This is a genomic window from Thermoleptolyngbya oregonensis NK1-22 (assembly GCF_032705245.1).
GTDB lineage: Bacteria > Cyanobacteriota > Cyanobacteriia > Elainellales > Elainellaceae > Thermoleptolyngbya > Thermoleptolyngbya sichuanensis.
The window spans coordinates 4,282,969-4,304,100 of sequence record NZ_CP053540.1 but is presented as its reverse complement, the minus strand read 5'-3'; the positions used below and the strand labels follow the sequence as shown (position 1 = coordinate 4,304,100).

The 21,132-nt window shown below is 55.1% G+C and carries 17 protein-coding genes and 2 pseudogenes; 9 read left to right on the top strand and 10 right to left on the bottom strand.

Going from position 1 to position 21,132, the window contains the following annotated elements; all coding sequences use genetic code 11:
- Positions 1-230: 230 nt before the first annotated feature.
- Positions 231-935 carry a GntR family transcriptional regulator gene (locus HNI00_RS18050; protein WP_316788150.1) on the bottom strand — a complete coding sequence of 235 codons (705 nt, stop codon included), beginning with the start codon at positions 933-935 and terminating at the stop codon, positions 231-233.
- Positions 936-1,313: 378 nt separating this feature from the next.
- Between HNI00_RS18050 and HNI00_RS18045 the strand changes: the two genes are divergently transcribed.
- The 3 genes from HNI00_RS18045 to HNI00_RS18035 all read left to right on the top strand — a co-directional run bounded on the left by HNI00_RS18045 (position 1,314) and on the right by HNI00_RS18035 (position 4,738).
- Entirely contained in the window at positions 1,314-2,381 is a 1,068-nt protein-coding gene (locus HNI00_RS18045; RefSeq protein WP_316788148.1) for an aromatic ring-hydroxylating dioxygenase subunit alpha, read from the top strand.
- Between the two features lie 186 nt (positions 2,382-2,567).
- Positions 2,568-3,608, top strand: a complete 1,041-nt coding sequence (locus HNI00_RS18040) for an aromatic ring-hydroxylating dioxygenase subunit alpha (protein WP_316788146.1) — start codon at positions 2,568-2,570, stop codon at positions 3,606-3,608.
- 152 nt (positions 3,609-3,760) lie between these two features.
- Positions 3,761-4,738, top strand: coding sequence for a CAP domain-containing protein (locus tag HNI00_RS18035; protein WP_316788143.1), 978 nt, complete (start codon positions 3,761-3,763; stop codon positions 4,736-4,738).
- A gap of 97 nt (positions 4,739-4,835) precedes the next feature.
- Here the strand turns inward: HNI00_RS18035 and HNI00_RS22200 are convergent.
- Positions 4,836-5,928, bottom strand: a pseudogene (locus HNI00_RS22200) (ISAs1 family transposase).
- A 593-nt stretch (positions 5,929-6,521) separates the two neighbouring features.
- Here HNI00_RS22200 and HNI00_RS18020 point away from each other — a divergent pair.
- Positions 6,522-7,838 carry an amidohydrolase family protein gene (locus HNI00_RS18020; RefSeq protein ID WP_316788137.1) on the top strand — a complete coding sequence of 439 codons (1,317 nt, stop codon included), beginning with the start codon at positions 6,522-6,524 and terminating at the stop codon, positions 7,836-7,838.
- 219 nt (positions 7,839-8,057) lie between these two features.
- On the opposite strand, the gene HNI00_RS18015 is transcribed toward HNI00_RS18020, so the two are convergent.
- The 5 genes from HNI00_RS18015 to HNI00_RS17995 all read right to left on the bottom strand — a co-directional run bounded on the left by HNI00_RS18015 (position 8,058) and on the right by HNI00_RS17995 (position 12,031).
- The gene (locus tag HNI00_RS18015) at positions 8,058-8,849 is read right to left on the bottom strand and encodes an energy-coupling factor ABC transporter ATP-binding protein (protein WP_316788136.1); all 792 of its coding nucleotides are present in this window, start codon (positions 8,847-8,849) and stop codon (positions 8,058-8,060) included.
- Between the two features lie 37 nt (positions 8,850-8,886).
- Positions 8,887-9,759: a cobalt ECF transporter T component CbiQ gene (gene cbiQ, locus HNI00_RS18010; protein ID WP_316788134.1), complete on the bottom strand. Its 873-nt coding sequence runs from the start codon at positions 9,757-9,759 to the stop codon at positions 8,887-8,889.
- Positions 9,756-10,472 (bottom strand): cobalt transporter CbiM, encoded by a 717-nt coding sequence (gene cbiM, locus HNI00_RS18005; protein ID WP_172356988.1) that lies wholly within the window; start codon positions 10,470-10,472, stop codon positions 9,756-9,758. The genes cbiQ and cbiM overlap by 4 nt, the downstream gene beginning before the upstream one ends.
- Positions 10,459-11,103 carry a carboxypeptidase-like regulatory domain-containing protein gene (locus tag HNI00_RS18000; protein WP_316788132.1) on the bottom strand — a complete coding sequence of 215 codons (645 nt, stop codon included), beginning with the start codon at positions 11,101-11,103 and terminating at the stop codon, positions 10,459-10,461. The genes cbiM and HNI00_RS18000 overlap by 14 nt, the downstream gene beginning before the upstream one ends.
- Positions 11,104-11,326: 223 nt before the next feature.
- Positions 11,327-12,031 (bottom strand): hypothetical protein, encoded by a 705-nt coding sequence (locus HNI00_RS17995; protein WP_316788130.1) that lies wholly within the window; start codon positions 12,029-12,031, stop codon positions 11,327-11,329.
- 917 nt (positions 12,032-12,948) lie between these two features.
- On the opposite strand from HNI00_RS17995, the gene HNI00_RS17990 reads away from it, so the two are divergent.
- The 4 genes from HNI00_RS17990 (at position 12,949) to HNI00_RS17975 (ending at position 16,406) form a co-directional block, all read left to right on the top strand.
- Entirely contained in the window at positions 12,949-13,344 is a 396-nt protein-coding gene (locus HNI00_RS17990) for a DUF309 domain-containing protein (RefSeq protein WP_316788128.1), read from the top strand.
- 402 nt (positions 13,345-13,746) lie between these two features.
- Positions 13,747-14,211: an LptA/OstA family protein gene (locus tag HNI00_RS17985; RefSeq protein ID WP_420156388.1), complete on the top strand. Its 465-nt coding sequence runs from the start codon at positions 13,747-13,749 to the stop codon at positions 14,209-14,211.
- Positions 14,212-14,339: 128 nt separating this feature from the next.
- The gene (gene lptB / locus HNI00_RS17980) at positions 14,340-15,068 is read left to right on the top strand and encodes an LPS export ABC transporter ATP-binding protein (RefSeq protein WP_316788125.1); all 729 of its coding nucleotides are present in this window, start codon (positions 14,340-14,342) and stop codon (positions 15,066-15,068) included.
- Between the two features lie 225 nt (positions 15,069-15,293).
- On the top strand, positions 15,294-16,406 hold the full coding sequence (locus tag HNI00_RS17975) for an LptF/LptG family permease (protein WP_420156387.1): 1,113 nt from the start codon (positions 15,294-15,296) through the stop codon (positions 16,404-16,406).
- Here HNI00_RS17975 and HNI00_RS17970 read toward each other — a convergent pair.
- The gene (locus HNI00_RS17970; RefSeq protein WP_316788121.1) at positions 16,403-17,179 is read right to left on the bottom strand and encodes a glycerophosphodiester phosphodiesterase; all 777 of its coding nucleotides are present in this window, start codon (positions 17,177-17,179) and stop codon (positions 16,403-16,405) included. The two genes, HNI00_RS17975 and HNI00_RS17970, sit on opposite strands and share 4 nt — an antisense overlap.
- A 196-nt stretch (positions 17,180-17,375) precedes the next feature.
- Between HNI00_RS17970 and rpsD the strand changes: the two genes are divergently transcribed.
- A complete protein-coding gene (gene rpsD, locus HNI00_RS17965) occupies positions 17,376-17,984 on the top strand; it encodes a 30S ribosomal protein S4 (RefSeq protein ID WP_172354951.1) in 609 nt (202 codons plus the stop codon).
- A 229-nt stretch (positions 17,985-18,213) separates the two neighbouring features.
- Here the strand turns inward: rpsD and HNI00_RS17960 are convergent.
- Together HNI00_RS17960 and HNI00_RS17955 are read right to left on the bottom strand one after the other, a co-directional pair.
- Positions 18,214-18,440, bottom strand: a pseudogene (locus HNI00_RS17960) (IS630 family transposase); the annotation flags it as partial.
- A gap of 9 nt (positions 18,441-18,449) precedes the next feature.
- Positions 18,450-20,960, bottom strand: coding sequence for a glycogen/starch/alpha-glucan phosphorylase (locus HNI00_RS17955; protein WP_316788116.1), 2,511 nt, complete (start codon positions 20,958-20,960; stop codon positions 18,450-18,452).
- Positions 20,961-21,132: the final 172 nt, after the last annotated feature.

The window sequence follows — 21,132 nt, the reverse complement described above, 5'->3', positions numbered from 1 at the left end:
TCCTTTACATACTGTAACGCCAGTTTCTATCTCTCTAAAAGCCCTGCTATTGCAGTAATCCTGGAAAACATTAGACATAGCGCTCAAGACATAGCGCTCAAGACACGGCGCTCAAATCCCCAGGCTGCGGCAGTCTTTTCTGACGCAGCTTTTTTGTATCCCAAGTTATCTCAGGTCAGGTTATCTCAGGTTAGGTTATCTCAGGTCAGTTTATCTCAGGTCAGTTTATCTCAGGTCATGTAGAGTCGGGCGATCGCCTCTTTAATGACCTCCACCAACTCCTCCTGTCGTAGCGTGACGTGGGCCGACATGCAGTGGGCAGCGGCTTCAGCGTTGCGATCGCCCATTGCCTGCAAAATCAGGCGATGCTCGGCGCAGGTGGTGCGACGATAGTGTTCCTGTTCCATCGAAATCAGCCGCAGATAGTGGGCGCGGGCATTCACGTTTTGGAGCGATCGCAGCAGTTCAGCGTTGTGGGAAAGCTGGGCAATCTGCTCATGAAACTGCTCGTCGCAGCGGGCACATTCTACAGCAGTCAGGTCGCAGAAAGAGTCTGAGATGGCGCTCCAGCGCTGCTGCAAGTCCTGAAGCTCGGCATCGGTGGCGCGTTCGGTGGCAAGTCGGGCGCTCATTATTTCCAGCCCGCAGCGGACTTCATATAGGTCAAATATGCGCTGCGTATCCAGCGGCTTGCAGGAAAAGCCCTTGCGCGGCACAAAATCCAGCAAGCCCTCCGCCACCAGACGGTTCAACACCTCCCGCAGAGGGGTACGGCTCACGGAAAATGAGGCCGCCAGTTCCACCTCGTTCAGCGGCTCACCGGGGCGAAACTGATAGTTCATTGCCATTTGCCTGAGTTGCTCATAGATGCGATCGACGCTGCTGCCTGAGGGTTTGCGGTCTGCTTTGGCAGCCTGAGCGCTAGCTTTAGCCACAAGACGACTCCAAAATGTAGTAGAAAAATGTGGTAGAAAAGGTCAATTCTGTAGTCCTAGATACAGATTTGACCCGCTTAAGGACACTATCTTCTTGTATACAAGACTGAACACAAGAAGGAATGCATCCCTGTAGAACCAATATACGAAAGTTTCTTGAATTCTGACATCGTGCCTTGAACCTGCCCATCGATAACCTGCCCATCGATAACCCGTCTATCGGTAACCTGTCCATCGCTAACCCGCCCGTCTATAACCTGCCCACCTGTAACAATTCGTTCCGTTGTATCAATTCATTCCGTTTTAATCCCATTGTCCCTCTTATCTTGAGTGCCATCGTTCGCTTCATCCATTCACTCGTTTCATTTGGAGAACATCATGCTGACGACCCAACAGCCCGTGCTGCGCCGCTTCTGGTATCCCGTCATGCCAATCGAGCAGTTGCTCAACGGCCCACAAGCCTTCACGCTTTTGCGGCAACCGCTGGTGCTGTGGCTCGATGCCAACGGGCAACCTGCGGTGCTAGCCGACCGCTGCTGCCACCGCTCTGCTCAGTTGTCGCTGGGAATTGTCGAAAACGGCTGTGTGCGCTGCCCCTATCACGGCTGGGAATTTGACTCGCAGGGAAGCTGTACCAAGGTGCCCCAGCTAGATGCCGACACTGCTATTCCCAAGACCTACCGCGTGCCTGCGTTTCAGTGTGCCGAGCGCTATGGCTACGTCTGGGTGTGTTTAGACGAAGACCCGCTGCAACCGATTCCCAGCATTCCCGAATTTACTGACCCCAGTTTTCGGTTTATCCAGGAGTTTTATGAAACGTGGAAGGTAGGCGGCCTGCGGGCGATTGAAAACTCCTTCGACAGCGCCCACGGTCACTTTGTCCACGCAAGTTCTTGGGGCGATCAGTCCAATCCCCAGCCGCCGCCAATCGACGAGGTGACGGAAACGGAATTTGGCTTTGTGATGAAGCACTGGCTGGAGGTGCTGAACCCAGATTTGCAGAAAAAGAACCTGGGCATTGGTGAGGAAAAAACGATTCGCACCAACACGCGCACTTGGTACATGCCCTTTGCTCGCACGCTGAAGATTGACTATCCAAACGGCTTGACGCATCTCATCTTTACTGCGTACACGCCGATTGACGATCAGACTTCGCAGGTGATTCAGTTTTGCTTGCGAAATGACACCGAAGCGGAGGCAAAGGCAGCAGACATTATTGCGTTCGATCGCCAGGTGACGCTGGAGGATCGCGTGATTCTGGAAGGAACGGATTACGACGCGCCGCTAAGCTTGGCAGAAGAGCAGCACATGGCGAGCGATCGCCCTGGCATTATTATGCGCCACCGCCTGGCCCGGCTGCTGAAGGAGCATGGCGAAACGGAGCAGCGTCGCGGCGATCGAGTCGCCCCCGCCACGCCTGCAAAAGTCGAAGCAACCCGCGTCTAACAGTCTGGTGGGTCGCTGCGGGATTGATCCCCCGCTCTGTCTTCGCATAGGAAAGCAAGCCTCAAAGTCCCCCCTGATCGAGGGGGATTTAGGTGGAAAAGTCCCCCTTGATCAAGGGGGATTTAGGGGGATCAAACTCTCACATTCTCATCCAAAGCTTACCTTATCTTTATTCGAGAACTGTTCATGCTTGTAACTCAAGAACCTGTGCTGCGGCGCTTCTGGTATCCCGTCATGCCGCTTGCCCAACTGATGGACGGGCCACAATCCTTTACTCTGCTGGGGCAACCGCTGGTGCTGTGGCTGGATCGAGACGGGAAGCCTGCGGCCCTGGGCGATCGCTGCTGTCACCGTTCAGCAAAGCTGTCGATGGGCACTGTCAACAATGGCTGCGTGCGCTGCCCCTATCATGGCTGGTCGTTTGACGGCGCAGGAACCTGTACCGACGTACCCCAGCTTGCTCCCGGCGCGGCAATTCCCAAGACCTATCGCGTCCCAGCGTTTCAGTGTGCCGAGCGCTACGGCTATGCCTGGGTTTGCCTGTCGGACGATCCGCTGCTGCCCATCCCAGAAATCCCTGAAGCCGAGGCGGCCGAACATCGCCTGATTCCGCAATTTTATGAGCCTTGGCAGTGCAGCGGGCTGCGGGTGATGGAAAACTCGTTTGACAATGCCCATTTCAGCATTGTTCACGCAGAATCCTTTGGGGTGACGGAACAGCCCAAGCCCGCCAAGTCGGAAATTGTGCCACTGGAACTGGGTCTGAAGGTCTATGCGACGGTGCCCGTGGTGAATCCGCCAATCCAGCAGCAGCTTTTGAACATTCCTGACACGCTCACGGTGCGGCAGGTCGAATCGACCTGGTATGCCCCCTTTAGCCGCACGCTCAAAATTACCTATCCCAATGGGCTGATGCACCTGATTTTTACGGCGGCAACCCCTGTGAGCGATCGCACGTCACAAATCGTTCAATTTTGCATTCGCAATGATACTGAAGCCGATGCCAGCGCCGAATCCATCATTGCGTTTGATCGACAGGTGGTAGACGAAGATAAGCGGGTGCTGGAATCGACCGACTATGACACACCGATCGATATTGCGGCCGAACAGCACATCCCCTCCGATCAGCCAGGAATTCTCATGCGCCGCCAGCTTTCTATGTTGATCCGGAGTGAGCATCCCAATCACAAACTGGTTCCTGAAAAGCAGGGTGCAGCCCAAGTTTAGTCAGAGAATTTCCTCAGAGTTGCTGTTGACGTTTGGAGAATGAATATTCCTATGCTGAAAGTATCCACCGCTCATTCCAATGAGTGAGTTGGGGCGTTCTAAAGCAAAGTCAGTTTCATTCGGACTTCATTCGGTCAAACGTTCACAAAATTATGCCTAAGGTTCACAGTTTCTTCACCAATATCTGGTGTCGATTGTTCTTAATCCTGCCCATTTTCCTGGTTTCACAGTCTCTATCTCGCCAGACAGAATCGCCCCAATTAGCGAATCGGTTTAATGGATTGACCATTGGCAAACGAGCCAATGCACAGGCCCAAGATGACTGGGCACAAATCGAGCAGGATATCATTGCTGAACACAACAAAGTTCGACAAGATCCAGCCAGCTACATTCCGCTGCTAGAGGCGCGTTTAGCCAGCATGGATGCAGCAGGTAATATTCCAAACGGCTGTGGCCCCAATTGCACATTGACAACCCAAGAAGGACAGGCTGCGGTGCGAGAGGCGATCGCCTTTTTGCAAAATCAGGCCCCCCTTCCGCCCATCAGCCCCTCTAGCAGCGCTGCTCAGGCCGCCAAAGCCCATGCCCATGATCAGGCCGGTGGTGCATTCGGACACATCGGCTCAGACGGTAGCACCTGGCAGCAGCGTCTAGAGCGTCAGGGCACACGGTTTACCCAGAGCGGAGAAAACATTGCCTATGGCTCTCCGGCAGCACAGGAAGTTGTCCTGGATCTAATTGTGGATGATGGCGTTCCCAGCCGAGGACATCGAACCAACATTTTCTCACCCGGATGGACTCATGCTGGCGCTGGCTGTGGCTTCCACCATCGCTATCAAATCGTCTGCGTGATTAACTACACCGCTTCTTCTAGTCAGTTGAAGGTAGTTAATAACAGCAACGTCAATTTGCAGTCCGTAGAAATTGGCGGAGTTAATGTTCTAAACTCTGTGCTGCACCCAGGACAAACTCAAGAGATTGCGCTGAATGAAAGCCAGTGTGAAGCCAACAGTGTCAGGATTCAGTTGGGTGGAGGATTTAATCCTCTCATTTGGTCAGATGTCGCGCTCTGTGGCGCAACCGTAACATTTAATGCAAACAACAGCATTGGACTGAGCTATGTTGACTGAGGCTGTTTATTCAGCCTTTTTGAACTATTTGCGTAGGGCGTGTTTTAAAATCCTTTGATCCCCCCTTAGCCCCCCTTAACAAGGTAGGGCTGATTCTCTAGATAAAAGAAATCAGAGTCGGCAAATCATGCTGGAACAAGCGAATGGCTTTTGTAATGGAGGAATAGCCAGCTTTACGAAACAAAGAAATTGCCCAGGAGCGCAACAGTGCCATCAGCGTTGCAGGGTTAGCAGCGTGAATCCGGGAAGCATCTTCACCCTGCACGACATCTTTAACCCAATGTAATTTGTTTTCTGTTGTGCCCCGATGGGCTTGAATCATCCCACTCAGCTGTTGGGCGTCTATGACTTGAGAGATGATAAACCAGGACTGTCGCTTAAAAGGCTGTCGCTGACGGACTCCCGAACGCTCAACGCAGACAAATGCCGCTAACGCTTGCCAATCTTGGGATAGCTCTGGGGGAGCAGCAAAGACTCGAACCCGACGAGTCACAACCCGACCATGAGAGGTATCGAGGAACTCGTGAGAACTCAGAGGAACTTGAGTTTGAGCGCACTGCTGTGCCTGCTCCAGCAACTTGCGTTGATTGGCTTTGAGTCCAATGCAGTAATGATTGCCAACGTCGATAATCTCACAAACCGTTTTTTTGGGTGTGCAACGCATCCAAGGTCACCCACACGCCTTTGACATCAAGCTGTTGCAGCAACTGTCTAACGCTTACAATCTCACTGCTTTCGCCATTGTGGAAGCTCACTTGCCCAATCACCACATCCCACCGTTGCACACAGGCACTCACGACGGTGACAAAATCTTGCTGCTTGCCATAGCAGTCCTTCAGGGTACTAGCTAACGCTTTGCCATCCAGCGATATCACCTCCCCTGGTTCTGTCGGCAATGCTTGGTTCGCCCATCGCATGAATATTTCAGCAACCTTGAGGGCATCCACATGCAGGGTCATATCCCGCAAGGTGGAGTAACTGGGGAGTTTCGCTTTCGCTAAGTCGAATAATTCAGCGACTTCCTGTTGGTGACGCTTCATGAAGTCTTCTAGCCCTCTAAGGCTGCTATACCCGCTCATGACACCCAACAAGCTCATCAACAGCATCAACCACAGGGGATATTGGACTTTCCGTCCCCGCCGCCAATCTGGAATCGTTTCTAATTGTTCAATTAATGCTTCTACTCCCATCTCGTTTGTCTTGATCTCATCTCTTCCAATCTGTATTCTTCCGGCTAGAGAATCAACCCTACCTTAACAAGGGGGAAACAGGTTTGATCCCCCTTTAGCCCCCCTTAACAAGGAGGGAACTGGGCTAAACCGCTCCGGAAGTCCCCCTTTTCAAGGGGGATTCAGGGGGATCGACTCAGGGCAATTGCCGACCTAGAAAGTTTTAAAGCAATGCCTAGCAAGATTCCCTGATCAAATTGGCATTAGCTAAACTGGGACTCTGAATGCTAAAAGTGTTGAGGTCAGATACCAAGTTTGACCTCTTTTTTATTTTCAGGAGTTACGCACTTGCGATAACTTTTCTGTGTTTTGGGCAATTTCTCGCAGGTGCAGCCCGCGAGAAATCGTCCAACTGCGTAGGTCCTAATTTTAATGAAACGAGTTGACAGCGAGCTTTCATGGTTTCATGGTATCCAGTTTGAACTCTAACCGTAAAAACTCAGATCCCTGCTATGAAAACTCTCATTCGTAATGTCCTTGCTTATCAGAATCTTGCTCTAAAGTCAGTTGACGTTTTACTAACTGATCAGAAAATCCAGGCTGTTGCGCCCGCTTTGACGCTGCCAGACGATCTGGATCAGCAAGTCATTACAGGTGAGGATAAGTTATTGCTCCCTGGTTTTGTGAATGGACATACTCACTCTTCTCAGGTGTGGCAGCGGGGGCTGATTCCTCAGTTGCCGCTAGAACTGTGGCTGGCAAACGTGTTTGACTCCACGCCACGGCAGTTGGAGCAGTTCTACTGGGGCGCAGTGAGTACGGCGGTGGATACGCTGCTGTCGGGCGGCACTTGCCTGATGGATCATGCGTATCTAATTCCGGGGCAGGAGCGGGAGACGGTAGAAGCGCTGGTACGCGGCTATCGGGAGGTGGGCATTCGCGCCGTGATTGCGCCGCTGATTCAGGATTTGCCTTTTGCGTCGGGCTTTCCAAAGGGCTGCCTGTTGCCGCAGTCTGCTTCGTCCCGGTCTGCGGCGGAGTGGCTGGCGCTGATGGAGGCGCTGATTGACGAGTTTCATGCTCCCGACGAGGGCATTTACATCGGGCTAGGGCCGACAGGTTTCCATCGCTGCTCGGACGAACTGCTGACGGGCTGTGCTGAACTGGGCGATCGCCATCAGCTTTGTTATCATACTCATTTGCTCGAAACCCGCACGCAGCATCGTCTTGCCCAGGAGCGCTATGGAATTAGCGCGGTGCAGCATCTCTACAATTTGGGCTGTCTGGGGCCGCGCACCTCTTTGGCTCACGGCGTGTGGATTGACGAGGCTGACATTTCGCTGCTGGCTTCCACGGGGGCGACGCTGGTGCATAACCCCGTCAGCAATTTGCGCCTGGGGAGCGGTGTAGCTCCCATTCTCAAGTGTTTGCAGGCGGGGCTAAATGTATCCTTTGGCTGTGATGGAGCCGCCAGCAACGATGCCCAAAACCTGCTGGAGGCGATCAAGCTGGGTACGATTTTGCATACAGTTTCCGACAGCGATTACGAACATTGGCTAACACCGGAGGGGGCGCTGCACCTAGCGACAGTCGGCGGCGCAAAGGGCGTGAATTTGGGCGATCGCACGGGCAGCCTTACTCCTGGAATGGATGCTGACCTAGTGCTTTACAACCTCGACCATCCTTCGATGCTGCCGCGCACCAACCCGCTCCAGCTTTTGGTATTGGGACGACCGACGCAGGTTGTCGATGCGGTGTGGGTGCAGGGGCGGCTACGGGTGGCAGGGGGCCAGGTGCAAACGGTGGACACCCACGCGCTCTACCGAGCATTGCGACAGCAGCCGCTGAATCCAGAAACCGGGCGATCGCAGCACCACTCGGTCGAATCTCACTATCGCAGCGTCATGCTCAACGCTTCCGCAGGGGAATGAGTCTTTGGGATTGGTTTTGGATTTTAGATTGAGGATTTTAGATTAGCGATTTTAGATTAGCGATTTTGGGTTGCCTGGTTTTGGAGCGCCTGGTTTTAGATCGCCCGTCTTTGGATTGCCAGTTCGGGAGGTTGCAGGGGTTTCAACAATTTTCAGCGATTTGATGTGCGTTTATGTGCGACTTCGCTGCAAGTAATCTGGGAAATGAGATCTGCAAGATTAGTCGTGGTGTGGCAGGAGGTGGGGCATCAAGGAGTGGGGTTTTTCGAGACCATGCGCTTCCATGAGTTCCTGATCGCCCATGATCTGGCGCGGGTCGCCGTCGGCAATGATGCGCCCTTCGTCTAGCAAAATCACGCGATCGCACACTTCCAGCACCAGTTCCAGATCGTGGGACGCGATCAGCAAGGTCTGGGGCGCACGCTGCAAAAATTGGATCAGGCGGCGACGGGTGCGGAGATCCAGGCTGGCAGAGGGTTCGTCATACAGCACCACGCGGGGACGCATGGCCAAAATTCCGGCGATCGCCACCATCTGCTTTTGCCCGCCCGACAGGTGGTGCGGCGGTCGCGCTGCGAGGTCGGCCGTGCCCGTCAGCATCAGCGCCTCTTGCACTCGCTGGGCCACCTCTTCGGGCGACAGGCCCATATTCTGTGGGCCAAAGGCGACATCATCCCACACCGATGCCGAGAAAAGCTGATCGTTAGGCGATTGAAACAGTAGCCCCACGCCTGGATGAAAATGTCCGGCCCGCACGGGTTCTCCAAACAGGAAAATCTCGCCTGCGTCAGGGCGCAGCACCCCACACATCAGGGTGAACAGCGTCGTCTTGCCGCAGCCGTTGTGGCCGATGATGCCGACCCGTTCGCCGTCTGCGATTTGCAGCGATACGTCTTGCAGCGTGCGGGGCTGTCCGGGATAGGCAAAGGTAAGATTTGCCACGGTCAGCGCATTGGGAATCGGGGCGCAAACAGGGTCAGAGCAGGTTGGGCGGAGGTCGGTTTGGGTCATTGAGTCAGGATTAGCGCGTGAGACATGAAGCAGCGAACTAGCGAAACGATAGGAGATGGGTGAGTTGCGGAACGCCGGAGGAGACAGGGACGAATCCTAGCCCCAGAAGGGCGATCGCCAGACCAACCGCGCCCGCCAGCCCCATCACGCTAGCCAGACCGAGGTTGGAGAACGGCGTTTTTGGGTGGGCAACAGGTGCAGCGCCGGATCGGGGCGTATAGCCGTAGCCGCGCAGCCGCATGGCTTTGTAGACGCGCTCAGACTGTTCATAGCTGCGGATGAGTAAGGTTCCCGCCAGAGCGGATAAATTACCCAGATCGGTTTGCCGGGGCAGAAAGGGGATGGAGAAACCCCGATGGCGATCGCCCGATGGAACTTGCCCAAAGCCGCGCAGCCGCATGGCCAGTTTCATGGTAGCCAGGGTTTCGGCTAGGTCAAATAAGTAGCGATAGGTCAGCAGGGTCATATCGGCCAGCACTGGCGGCAGCCCGAGCGATCGCAGCGCAGCCACCAGCGTCAGAAACGGCGTTGTGCCCAGCAAAATAAAGCCCGTCGTGACGATGGCCAAAAATCGCCCCGCAATCAGCAGCATGGCAGACAGCCCTTCCTGACGCAGCGCCACGGGCCCCAGTTGCCACAGGATGGTCTGCCCCGAACAGAACGGCAGCAGCGCCACCACGCCCAGCAGAAAATAGCCCGGATAGCGCAGGCGCGATCGCAGAAACGAGAGGGGCAGCCGCGCCAGCCTGTAGAGCGAGAGGGCGATCGCCAGCACCACGGGCACCAGCCAACCCCGCTCCACAAACGCAAAGGCAAACATCAGCGTCACCAGCCCCAGCAGCTTGCAGCGCGGCTCCCAGCGGTGGATCGGCGAGTCGAGATGGGCAAACTCATCCATCACCAGCCTCATGCAGCCCTCCCGCCCGTCGATTTTTTTGAGGGCTGGCCGGCTGGCTGCAACGCCGACGGGTCAGATCGAGTCGGGTCTTGCAACAATTCTGGCTTGACCCGCCGCAAAAAGCCCACCAGCATTGCCGTAAACACGCCCTCAATCAGCGCCAGCGGAATATGCGATGCGACGAGTCCGTAGACGGCGACTCGCTCTGCCTGAGCATCCAGCCCACCGGGAATCGTCGCCAAAATCAGCCCAAAGAAAATCAGCGCTGCCAGCCCTAGTCCAATCGCCCCTGCCAAAAACGCAAACAGGAGATCTGCTCGCCTCGCCCCCAGCCGCCCAAACCGATGGCGCAGTCGAAACACCCACGCCGCCACCAGCGCTGGAAAGCCCATTAGCACGGTGTTAACGCCCAGTGTCGTCAGGCCGCCGTGCCCAAACATGACCGCTTGCAGAAATAGCCCAATGGCGATCGCAGGCACTGCAAAATAGCCCAAGACCGCGCCCAGCAGCCCGTTCAGCACCAGATGCACACTTGCTGGCGGAATCGGAATGTGGATGGACGATGCAATGAAAAAGGCTGCCGTCAGCAGTGATGCCTTGGGGATTTGCTCCGTCACGTCTGGCATTCGGTTAATTTTCCGCAGCGCGTAACCCAGCAGCGGTGCCGCCAACGCATAGCCACCAATGCAGACGGGCGCGGGGAGGATGCCATCAGGTATGTGCATTGTGAGCCTTGGGTCGTCGAGAGAAAAACAGCGCCGTTCCTACGCAGCCCCAAATCACCGAAGCCGCCATGACGAATCTTTGAATTGGATTTAGCCCGCCGCCGGAGCGCGATACTGGGGGACTGATTGCAGAGGAACTGGTTTCAGGGGAACTGGTTTCAGGGGAACTGGTGGCAGCGGATGCAGGTTCACCAGCGCCCGCCGCCGCACCGCCCCCTACCGGAATCACCAAAATTTCGCCATGCCCTGCCTGCCGCACCTGCACCTCCCAGTTGCCGGGTTGGGCCGGGTCAGGCGCAAAGAGAAAGCGACCGGATTCATCGGCCGTGCCCCGCAGCCAGGGGGTTTGCGGATCGGCGGGCGAAAAGACTGCAACCTGGGCCCCAGACATGGGCTGTCCACCGTCGTAGCGAGCTTCCAGGGCGATCGCCCGCGTCTCCTGATAGGTAATATCGACTCCGTGGGCGTGGGCCGGTGCAGACAGGTTGGCGATGGTTATCCCCGTGGCGATCGCCAGCAGCCCAAATCGCAGCGCCCCAAACCCCAGGACAAGCCGCGTCCCAAACCGTCTTAAACAGCTTAAACAGCGTTTCAAAAAGCGCCCCACCCCCTGCGCTCCCTGGTAATCCATACTCAAACCTCGCCGTAAAATGCCCAACTTTAGCTCACTCAACAGAACAGATCACTCAACAGAACGCTCAACAAAACACTCAACGAACGACACCCAAATCAAACTTAAGGAACCAGAGTTCACCCGGTCAGATCTAATCTGGATGTTCCTGAACCGTTCCCAAATCGCTCCAAACCTCGGGACGCACCAGCGAAGACCAAGCAGACTCAGTGCAGACCAAGAGCTAAGACTGGCGACAGTGACCCTCGCCCACATGCCCCAGCGAGGGCAGGATGCTGTTTAGCAAGTCGCGGTTTTCCTTAGACAAACTTGCGTCCAGGGTTTTCAAGTCGGCACTCACCCGCCCATTCTGAGCCAGCGCAGCGATCGGCCCAAAGCCCAGCGCCCCCGTGTTGAGTTCGTCGTCTGCTGGAGCATCGCCATCCCCAAACAAATGGTCAAAGTGGAACGTTGCCTCTAGGTCGGCGCTGCCGTTTGCCTCCAAGATGCCCTTACGCGCATCGCCCACAAAATCCCCACAGGTAAACGTCATTTCGCGATCCAGGTTAAGCGTAAAGTTCACCGTTTGCCCATCTTTCACGCCCGTTCCCACAATCACCAGCGCATAGCCCTTGGCGGGGCCGTCCTTGGCATTCGCCATTCGCCACGACAGCGCATTATAGCGACCCGCCGGAGCCGCCACCTCTCCCACCAGAATCGGGTCTGCATTTTCATCGCCTGCCGCCAGGTCAACCGTCTTTTCTCCCGGCAGCGTCACCTGCTGTTGCGCCCGGATGGGGTCTGCACCTTCAGGATTAAAAGGGGGATCAGTCTGATAAGCGGTAATATCCGCTAGATTGACATACACATGGTCGAAAGACACCTCCCATCCATCCTTGGACACAAACCCCTGACGCACAAAATCTTCGCCGTTGGCCCGAATCTGCAAAGTCCCCTGACCTTGCGCCTGGGCCTGCGTTTGCCCCTGGGGGGCATTACTCTGAGGCGCATCGTCACCAGAACAAGCGGAAAGTAAACCAACTGCCAGCAGCGCAAATCCAGCACTTTTGACGGATGATTTGAATGATTGGGATGATTTGAATGATTGGTTTAAGTAACTCTTCCACATACTCCACATGCTTCTTCGTGTGTCTTTCTATGATGATTTAACGCGCCATTAAAACCATGCCTAACCATGCCTAACAATACTTGCCAAATCTTGAATTAATCTTGAGTTTTTTGTCGAACATGGCGACCTCCACACAGTATCTTAGATAAGACCTGGAGAAATAAATCTTCAGATTCACTTCAGATCCTCGACGGATTGCTGGAACTCTGTCTATCTAAACCAGGTGATGTAATCAATCTATACGGCCTTGAAATATAAACAGATTTAAATCAGATTTTGCGAGTCTTTCAACCGTGCTTTTTAACACTCATAGTTAATCTGGTTGTGTCCCAGATTTCAATGCCCTCAGGGGGGATAGGGCACAGACGGATCTTTTTCGCAAGAGATAGATTGATCGACAAATAAACGCACTGAGAAGACCAATCATGATTTTGGAGGTCTATCCCTGAGGCAAGCGCTACACGCATTCAAGCAATGTGTTCCAGTGTTTAACCATAGGGCACCTCGATTAATTGCCTTATTGAGAATTTTAGGAGTCTGAAACTCTCGTTTTCTTGTAGCCATTCTCAAGAGGATCTGAATTTTTCGAGGTGCCCCATAGAGATTTTGTATTAGGAACAACTACATCATCCATTGCCCCTGCATTTTCCCCTCCATATCGAGAAGGCTTTACTGTTGATCCGTTGACAATTTAATTTATCTAGTGGATTTAATCCAGTACATTAGTTAAGGAAAATATGCTTGAAGCAGCATTTTGGGATGGGGTTGAGCAATTTAACCATCGTCAATTTTATGAGTGTCATGACACCTTAGAGGCTATCTGGATGGAGGCAATGGAGCCAGAGCGGACGTTTTATCAGGGCGTGCTGCAAATTGCTGTGGCGCTCTATCACCTCAGCAATGGCAACGGGCGTGGGGCGACGATGCTGCTGGGTGAGGGGCTGCGGCGACTGGGGCGCTATACACCAGACTACGACGGGGTCGATGTGGAGCAGTTGGTTCACCAAAGCGCGGCGATCTTGGAGGACTTGCAGCAGCGCGGGCCAGAGCAGGCGGCGGAGCTATGGCGATCGCTCTCCACGTCTCCAGGCTGCGAAGCCCCCTGCCTGCCTACAATTCACCCCGTGAGATAGCGCAGCAGCCAAGCCAAGTCGCTTCGCTGTTCCGCGTATTTGTGTAGAAGGGCGATCGCCCTTAAAAAGTCTCCAGAAAGTTTTGTGAGGGACTTGTTCGAGAGACTTGTTCGAGGGACTTGTTTGAGGAACCTTCTGAGGCGCTCTAGCGTCTTTTTCTCTTAAAAAGCTGGGACTCTGCGGATCTCGAATTGAGGGGCGTGGCGCTAATATTGCTAATATTTTGCAGGGGCACAACGACCGTTCAGAACGCTGTCGGCTTGATTTCACTGGCTTTCGAATTCACCACCGGGCAACCCAATGATGGTTTTCTCTCGTTTTCTTAGCCCTGCCACAGCAGGCGCACGTCGGGCAACGCAGGAAGCAAAACCGAAGGCGAAACAGGCGAAACAGACGAAACAGATGTGGATTACTGGGTTGGCGATCGCCCTGACGCTGCCCACCACCGCCTTCCACGCTGCCACCGCGCAAGCCCCGCCCCCGGCTGGCCAGCCCCTCCGCCTCGAAGCAGACGTTACCGAAGCCAACGCTGTCACTGGGGTCATCACGGCGCGGGGGAATGTCCGCATCACCTACCCCGCCCGACAGATCCAGGCGACCGCTGTGCAGGCGCAATACTTCAGTCGCGAGCGCCGCATCGTCCTCAGCGGCAATGTCTACGTCTTGCAAGAGGGCAACAGCCTGCGTGGCGAGGTGGTCACCTACCTAGTGGACGAAGGACGCTTCCTTGCCCTCCCCGATCGCGGGCAGCAGGTCGAAGCCATCTACATCGTGCCCGACCCCAACCCCACCACGGGCAGCAACCCCGCCGCCCCGCCCGCCTTCAATCCCAAACCAGAATTTAAGCTTCCCGAAAGTCCAGAATAATTGGATTTGCGTATTACGCATTGGGTCGGACGGATAACCCGTTCGGGTAGATCTGGGCGCTCCTGTCTTCCGAACCGCTGCTTCTTTGATAAGATCATTGGCTGATTCCATCTGCTGCGAGTACGCCGTTGAAGATTGTCTTAGAGAACATTCATAAATCTTATGGGCGGCGGCAGGTGGTCAATCGCGTCAGCCTTTCGGTTGGGCAAGGCGAAGTGGTGGGGCTGCTGGGGCCAAACGGGGCTGGCAAGACGACTACCTTTTACATTGCAACGGGGATCGAGCGCCCAGACCAAGGCCGCGTCTGGCTAGACAATCAGGAAATTACTCGTCTGCCAATTCAGGAACGCGCCAGGATGGGCGTTGGCTACTTGGCCCAAGAGCCAAGCATTTTTCGCAACCTCAGCGTGCGTGACAACATCCTGCTTGTATTTCAACAAACTGGTGTGCCCGCCGAAGAGCATGAGGCTCGGCTCCGTGGGCTACTCAAGGAATTTCGCCTGGAAACCGTTGCAGGGACACTCGGAAACCGCGTATCTGGTGGAGAGCGTCGTCGCACCGAAATCGCCCGCGCCCTGGCCGCAGGCATCCACGGGCCCCAGTTTCTTTTATTGGACGAACCCTTTGCAGGCGTTGACCCGATCGCCGTTGCCGAAATTCAGGAGATTATTGCCACCCTGCGCGATCGCCAAATTGGTATCCTCATCACCGACCACAACGTCCGCGAAACCCTCGCCATCACCGACCGCGCCTACATCATGCGCGATGGCGAAATCCTCGCCTCCGGCAGCACCGAAGAACTCTACGCCAATCCCCTTGTGCGGCAGTATTACCTGGGCGATAGCTTTCAACCCTGAGCGGGGTAGAGTATGGCGGGGTGAGGAGGAGACAGCTTGAACCCTCTGATGCGAAAGCGCCCAAAATCACCCCTAACCCTCGACTCTGCAACAGGTCATTCTCCCTCAGTTTCTCCTCCTGCATCTTCTTCTCTTGCATCAAACTCAACCGTCCCTATGACCACCCTCACTCGCCCCTACCAGCCCCGCCAGCCTTGGTGGCAGCGCCTTCTGCCGATTCCGGTGATGGATCGGTACATCATTTCAGAATTGCTGCCAACGTTCCTCTTTGGTGTGGGGGCGTTTACCTCAATTGGGGTATCGGTGGATAGCCTGTTTTATCTAGTAAATCAGGTGGTTGAAAAGGGGCTACCAGTTGCCAAAGCCATCGAGGTGCTGCTGCTCAAGTTTCCCGAATTCATTGTGTATGGGCTGCCGATGGCGACGCTGCTTTCCACGCTGATGACCTTTGGGCGGCTGTCGAGCGATAGCGAACTGGTGGCGCTGCGAGGCTGTGGCATTAGCACCCAGCGCTTGATGCTGCCTGCGCTGATTTTTTGCCTGTTGATCACGGGGCTGATGTTTGCGTTTAATGAGTCGATTGTGCCTGCGGCGAATCTGCGGGCTTCGACAACGCTGCGGGCGGCGCTGAATCAGGAGCAGGTGGAATATCGAGAGAGCAATATTCTCTATCAGGAGTTTCAGCAGGTTCAACAGCCGGATGGTAGCCGCGAAAGCGCCCTAGCGCGAATTTTCTACTCGAAGGAGTTTGACGGCAAGCGGATGCGGGGGCTGACGATTCTCGACTTTTCACGGGAAGGACTCAATCAGATTGTGAGTGCCGAGTCGGCCCAGTGGAATCCGCAGCAAAGCGCTTGGGACTTTGAAAACGGCACAATTTATGTGGTGTCGCCGGATGGCTCGTTTCGGAATATTGTGCGGTTTACAGAGCAGCAGCTTGCCCTGCCGCGATCGCCCCTTGACCTGGCTCAGCGCAGCAAAGACTATGGTGAAATGAACATCGCCGAATCGCGGGAATATTTGAAGATCATCGAGCCAGCGGGCAACCTGGGCAAAATTCGCGAACTGAGGGTGCGAATTCAGCAGAAGATCTCGCTGCCGTTTGTCTGCGTTGTCTTCGGGCTGGTGGGGGCAACGCTGGGGTCACAACTGCGGCGGGCTGGGCGATCGACCGGGTTTGCCCTCAGCATTCTGATTATTTTTGCGTACTATATCCTGTACTTCATTTTTGGGGCGATCGCCCAGGCTGGGGCCCTGCCCCCCGTGCTGGGGGCCTGGATTCCCAACCTGTTTGGACTCGCTGCCGGACTTTTGCTGATGATCCGGGCATCGCGCTAGAGCCGCCCTGTCAACACTGCATCCGGATGGGCCGCGCGGATCTGCATTCCGACATCGGGCCGGTCGGTAATGATGCCCTGAATCCGGCGATCGCCTAGCAAATCTGTCATCAGCGGCTCATCGTTCACCGTCCACACCCAAACCGGGCGATCGCCCATTACCACCTGCGACAGCAGGCTATGGCTCAGCAGTTGCCAGTTTGGGGCGATAAAATCGGCTCGCATTTCTCGGACGCGATCGCGTACCGACTTCGCATTCAGCCGAAACGACTTGCAAAATTTAACCGTACCATGACCAAATAAAAACCCCGCCTTAACGTCGGGGTAGTGTTGCTTGACGCGGCGGATGGCAAAGGGGTGAAACGAGGTAACCACCATCGACTCAGCATCGAAGGCTGGCCTCAGGATTTCCATCACCTGCTTTTCGTAGCCGGCCTCTTTTAGCTCTACATCAAGCCGGATCTTCCCTTTGCATAGATCCACGACCTCTGTCAGGGTGGGAATGTCGGGGTCGAGGATGTGCAGTTCAGAGTAGGTCAGCTTGCGAATGGGCTTCTCATTCACGTCGGCATCGTGGTAGATCACCAGCACCCGATCCTTGGTGCGGCGCACGTCAAACTCCACCATGTCTGCCCCAAAGGCGATCGCCCGCTCAAACGCTGACAGCGTATTTTCCTTGGCATTCGCCGATGCGCCCCGGTGGGCAATGATTAGCGGTTGCATACTCGTCCACTCCAGCGCTGAATCGTTCAGTCCATAGTCTACAGTTCCCACGGAACCTTGCTGCGTGTTCTGTATGCCAGTTGATTTTGGGTAACCGGAGAGAGACGGGTAGAGCGCCAATCAATCGAATCCCCCTCTGTTTCTCTCTCTTTCTTTGCTTCCAAGGTGCTTTCAAAATAGATCTGTTCACTTCGCAGATAAAGCGATACAATGTTAGTTTTGGGAAAGCATTTCGGAGAGGAATCTAATGGCACGATATCGAGGTCCCCGCCTCAGAGTGGTGCGCCGTCTGGGAGAACTGCCCGGACTGACGCGCAAAAGCCCCAAGCGGGCATATCCCCCCGGACAGCATGGTCAGGCCCGCAAAAAGCGGACTGAGTATGCCGTCCGTCTAGAAGAGAAGCAAAAGCTCCGGTACAACTACGGTCTTACCGAGCGTCAACTGCTTCGCTATGTTCGTAAAGCTCGTCGCGCCTCTGGTTCTACAGGCGAGTCGCTGCTGCAACTGCTGGAAATGCGGCTGGATAATACCGTGTTTCGCATGGGCATGGCTCCTACCATTCCAGCAGCACGTCAGTTGGTGAATCATGGCCACGTCACCGTCAACGGCAGAGTGGTAGACATTCCCAGCTTCCAGTGCAAGCCCGGTATGGAAATCGGCGTGCGAGACAGCGATCGCTCTCGGAAGCTCGTAGAAGAAAATCTCCAGTTCCCCGGTTTGGCAAACCTGCCCAGCCATCTGGAGTTTGACAAAAACAAACTGACTGGTAAGGTAAACGGCGTGATCGACCGGGAATGGGTCGCGCTATCGATCAATGAACTGCTGGTGGTGGAATACTACTCCAGACAGGCGTAAGAGTTGCTGCGGAAGGCGATCGAGCGAGTCAGACCGCTTACCGTCAAATCCGCAAATCCTACGCGAAGTTCCCCATATTTCCAGGTTACTTTCCAAAAAAATTCCAGTGTTGGCACTCGTGCGGCTGCGATGCCCTCTCTGAATCCGAATTGTTTTAGCGAAATATCAGGCGACTAGCCCAAAGTTGGCACGTTTGATATGGGACGAACCTCCGATGATCCGTCAGTCATCGGAGGTTTTTGTTTGACTGGGAGTCCACCCGATTAGCTGCGACTAGGCGATTGGCCAACATTTGCATCGTCAACCTAGCTTTGCCTTTGGGTGGGACGCTACAGGCGGGTTGCCACTAACAAGGCTTCTGCTTTGCCATCGAGTTTTCGGTTGCCCCCTTAGGCGAGGCGCTTCACTCAGGGCAAACTCAACACCCCCATCGACAAATTTTTGTCGAGTTCGATACCGCAACCCCTAGATCCGTCGAAGTCCCGCTGTTTCCGAGCGATATTCGCCCAGCGTCACGCTCACTGGCTGGACGTGCCAGATGTCGTTGCAGTATTCCCGAATCGTGCGATCGGATGAGAATTTGCCCATCCGAGCTACGTTCAGAATCGACATTCGCGTCCATTCGTCCTGGTTTCGATAGGCCTGGCTGACGCGATCCTGACAGTCTACATAGGCGCGGTAGTCTGCCATCAGCATATACTCATCGCCGTGCATCAGTGCGTCCACGATCGCCCGGAATAGATCCGGCTCCTTGGGTGAGAAGTAGCCGGAGCGAATGGAATCCACGACCTGGCGCAGTTCCTCATCGCCCTGATAGAAATGCTGCGGGTTGTAGCCCTTGGCCTTCATCTCCAGCACTTCGGGCGCAGTGAGTCCAAACAGGAAGAAGTTTTCTGCACCCACTTCTTCGCGAATTTCTACGTTTGCGCCGTCCAGCGTGCCGATGGTCAGCGCCCCGTTTAGCGCAAACTTCATGTTGCCTGTGCCCGATGCCTCTTTGCCAGCGGTGGAAATCTGCTCCGATAGGTCAGCGGCGGGGTAGGAGATTTCGCCCAAAGACACACCGTAGTTTGCCAGGAAGATCACCTTGAGGCGATCGCCCACGTCGGGGTCATGGTTCACCATGTCGGCGACAGAGTTGATTAGCTTCACCACCATCTTGGCCATAAAGTAGCCCGGAGCCGCCTTGCCGCCAAAAATCACCGTGCGCGGCAGCATGTCCATACCGGGATTCGCCTTCATCCGGTGATAGAGCGTGATCACATGCAGCACGTTCAGTAATTGCCGCTTATATTCGTGAATTCGCTTGATTTGCACATCAAACAGCGAATGGGGGCTGACTTCGATGCCGTTGTTGCGGAGGATGTGATCTGCCAGCCGCTGCTTGTTGAACTGCTTGATGTCGCGCCAGCGCTGCTGAAAATCGGCGTGATGGACAAATTCCTCTAGCCGACGCAGGTCGTCCAGGTTTGTAATCCAACTGTCGCCGATCTTTTCAGTAATTAGGCTTGACAGCGCCGGATTGCTCATCAGCAGCCAGCGTCGGGGCGTAATGCCGTTGGTCTTGTTCTGGAACTTCTCCGGGAACATTTCGTAGAAGTCGTGCATGAGTTCCTGCTTCACCAGTTCGGTGTGCAGCGCCGCTACGCCGTTGACCGTGTGGCTGCCGACGCAGGCCAGATGCGCCATCCGCACCATCTGCTCATGCCCTTCCTGAATCAGCGACATGCGGGCCAGACGCTCCGGCTCATCGGGATACTTTGATCGCACCTCATCCAGAAACTTGTAGTTGATTTCGTAGATGATTTCCAGGTGGCGCGGCAGCAGCTTGCGGAACAGGTTCACCGACCACTTCTCCAGCGCCTCCGCTAGGAGCGTATGGTTGGTGTAGGCAAAGGTGCGACGGGTGATATCCCAGGCGTAGTTCCACTCGACCCCATGTTCATCGATCAGCAGGCGCATCAGTTCCGCCACGCCGATCGCCGGGTGAGTATCGTTGAGCTGGATTGCCACCTTATCCGGGAAAGCGTCGAAATTGTCGTGCTTCCGCAGATACAGTCGAATAATGTCTTGCAGCGAGCAGGACACAAAGAAATACTCCTGCTTGAGCCGCAGTTCCTTGCCCTGAGGCGTGTTGTCGTTAGGATAGAGAACCTTGGAAATGTTTTCCGAGAAGGTCTTATCGGCGACGGCTTGAGTGTAGTCGCCTGCGTCGAACACCTGGAAGTTGAAATCTTCGCCAGCGCGGGCACTCCATAGCCGCAGCGTGTTCACAGTGTTGTTGTGGTAGCCCGGAACGGGCGTGTCGTAGGGCGTGCCGTAGACCGTGTTCCGCGCCATCCAGTGAACGCGGTAGTTGCCCTCGTCGTCAGTAAAGGCTTCGGTGTGCCCGCCGAATTTCACCTCGACGATGTAATCGGGGCGGGCGATCTCCCAAGGGTTGCCGAAACGCAGCCAGTTGTCAGGGCATTCGTGCTGCCAGCCGTTGGCGATGAGTTGGCGGAAGATGCCGAACTCGTAGCGGATGCCGTAGCCCATTGCGGGAATTTCCAGCGTCGCCATCGAGTCTAGAAAACAGGCGGCCAGGCGGCCCAGACCCCCGTTGCCCAGGCCCGGTTCTTCTTCGCGCTCTAGCAAATCGTCCAGATTTAGCCCAGACTCTTTGAGGGCCTGACGCATCTGGTCATACATACCCAGGTTGATCAGGTTGTTGATCAGCAGCCGCCCAATGAGGAACTCGGCGGAGAGGTAGTAGACCATTTTGGCATCGCGCTCAAAATAGGTCTGGGCGGTCTTGATGCGGCGATGAGTGAGGCGATCGCGCACCGTGTAGGCCAGCGCCATGTAATAGTCGTAGGCCGTTGCAAAGTATTCGTCTTTCCCCTGGATGCAGTACAGGTTATCTGCCAGGGCCCGCTTGAGCGTGCCCACTTCCATTCCAGTGCGATCGTCCTCTACATGCATATGTCCAGTCATTCCTGCGGAGATGTCGTGAAAGAGATGCTCGAACCATGATGCTAGTCGGGGGATGAGGGCTGCTCCGGTGAAATCTGCCAAGCCAGCACACTGAATCCACCACTGAAAACGTGCCTTAAGCGGCTAAGAAATTCATCACTTCATAGCATTTCTTGATGTGTGGGTTCCTTTG

Bases quoted from the DNA above. Each gene is read 5' to 3' on its own strand.
- HNI00_RS18045 (WP_316788148.1), top strand. From the start codon at position 1,314: ATGCTGACGACCCAACAGCCCGTGCTGCGCCGCTTCTGGTATCCCGTC.
- HNI00_RS18040 (WP_316788146.1), top strand. From the start codon at position 2,568: ATGCTTGTAACTCAAGAACCTGTGCTGCGGCGCTTCTGGTATCCCGTC.
- HNI00_RS18035 (WP_316788143.1), top strand. From the start codon at position 3,761: ATGCCTAAGGTTCACAGTTTCTTCACCAATATCTGGTGTCGATTGTTC.
- HNI00_RS18015 (WP_316788136.1), bottom strand. From the start codon at position 8,849: ATGACCCAAACCGACCTCCGCCCAACCTGCTCTGACCCTGTTTGCGCC.
- cbiQ (WP_316788134.1), bottom strand. From the start codon at position 9,759: ATGAGGCTGGTGATGGATGAGTTTGCCCATCTCGACTCGCCGATCCAC.
- cbiM (WP_172356988.1), bottom strand. From the start codon at position 10,472: ATGCACATACCTGATGGCATCCTCCCCGCGCCCGTCTGCATTGGTGGC.
- HNI00_RS18000 (WP_316788132.1), bottom strand. From the start codon at position 11,103: ATGGATTACCAGGGAGCGCAGGGGGTGGGGCGCTTTTTGAAACGCTGT.
- HNI00_RS17990 (WP_316788128.1), top strand. From the start codon at position 12,949: ATGCTTGAAGCAGCATTTTGGGATGGGGTTGAGCAATTTAACCATCGT.
- HNI00_RS17985 (WP_420156388.1), top strand. From the start codon at position 13,747: ATGTGGATTACTGGGTTGGCGATCGCCCTGACGCTGCCCACCACCGCC.
- HNI00_RS17975 (WP_420156387.1), top strand. From the start codon at position 15,294: ATGGATCGGTACATCATTTCAGAATTGCTGCCAACGTTCCTCTTTGGT.
- rpsD (WP_172354951.1), top strand. From the start codon at position 17,376: ATGGCACGATATCGAGGTCCCCGCCTCAGAGTGGTGCGCCGTCTGGGA.
- HNI00_RS17955 (WP_316788116.1), bottom strand. From the start codon at position 20,960: ATGACTGGACATATGCATGTAGAGGACGATCGCACTGGAATGGAAGTG.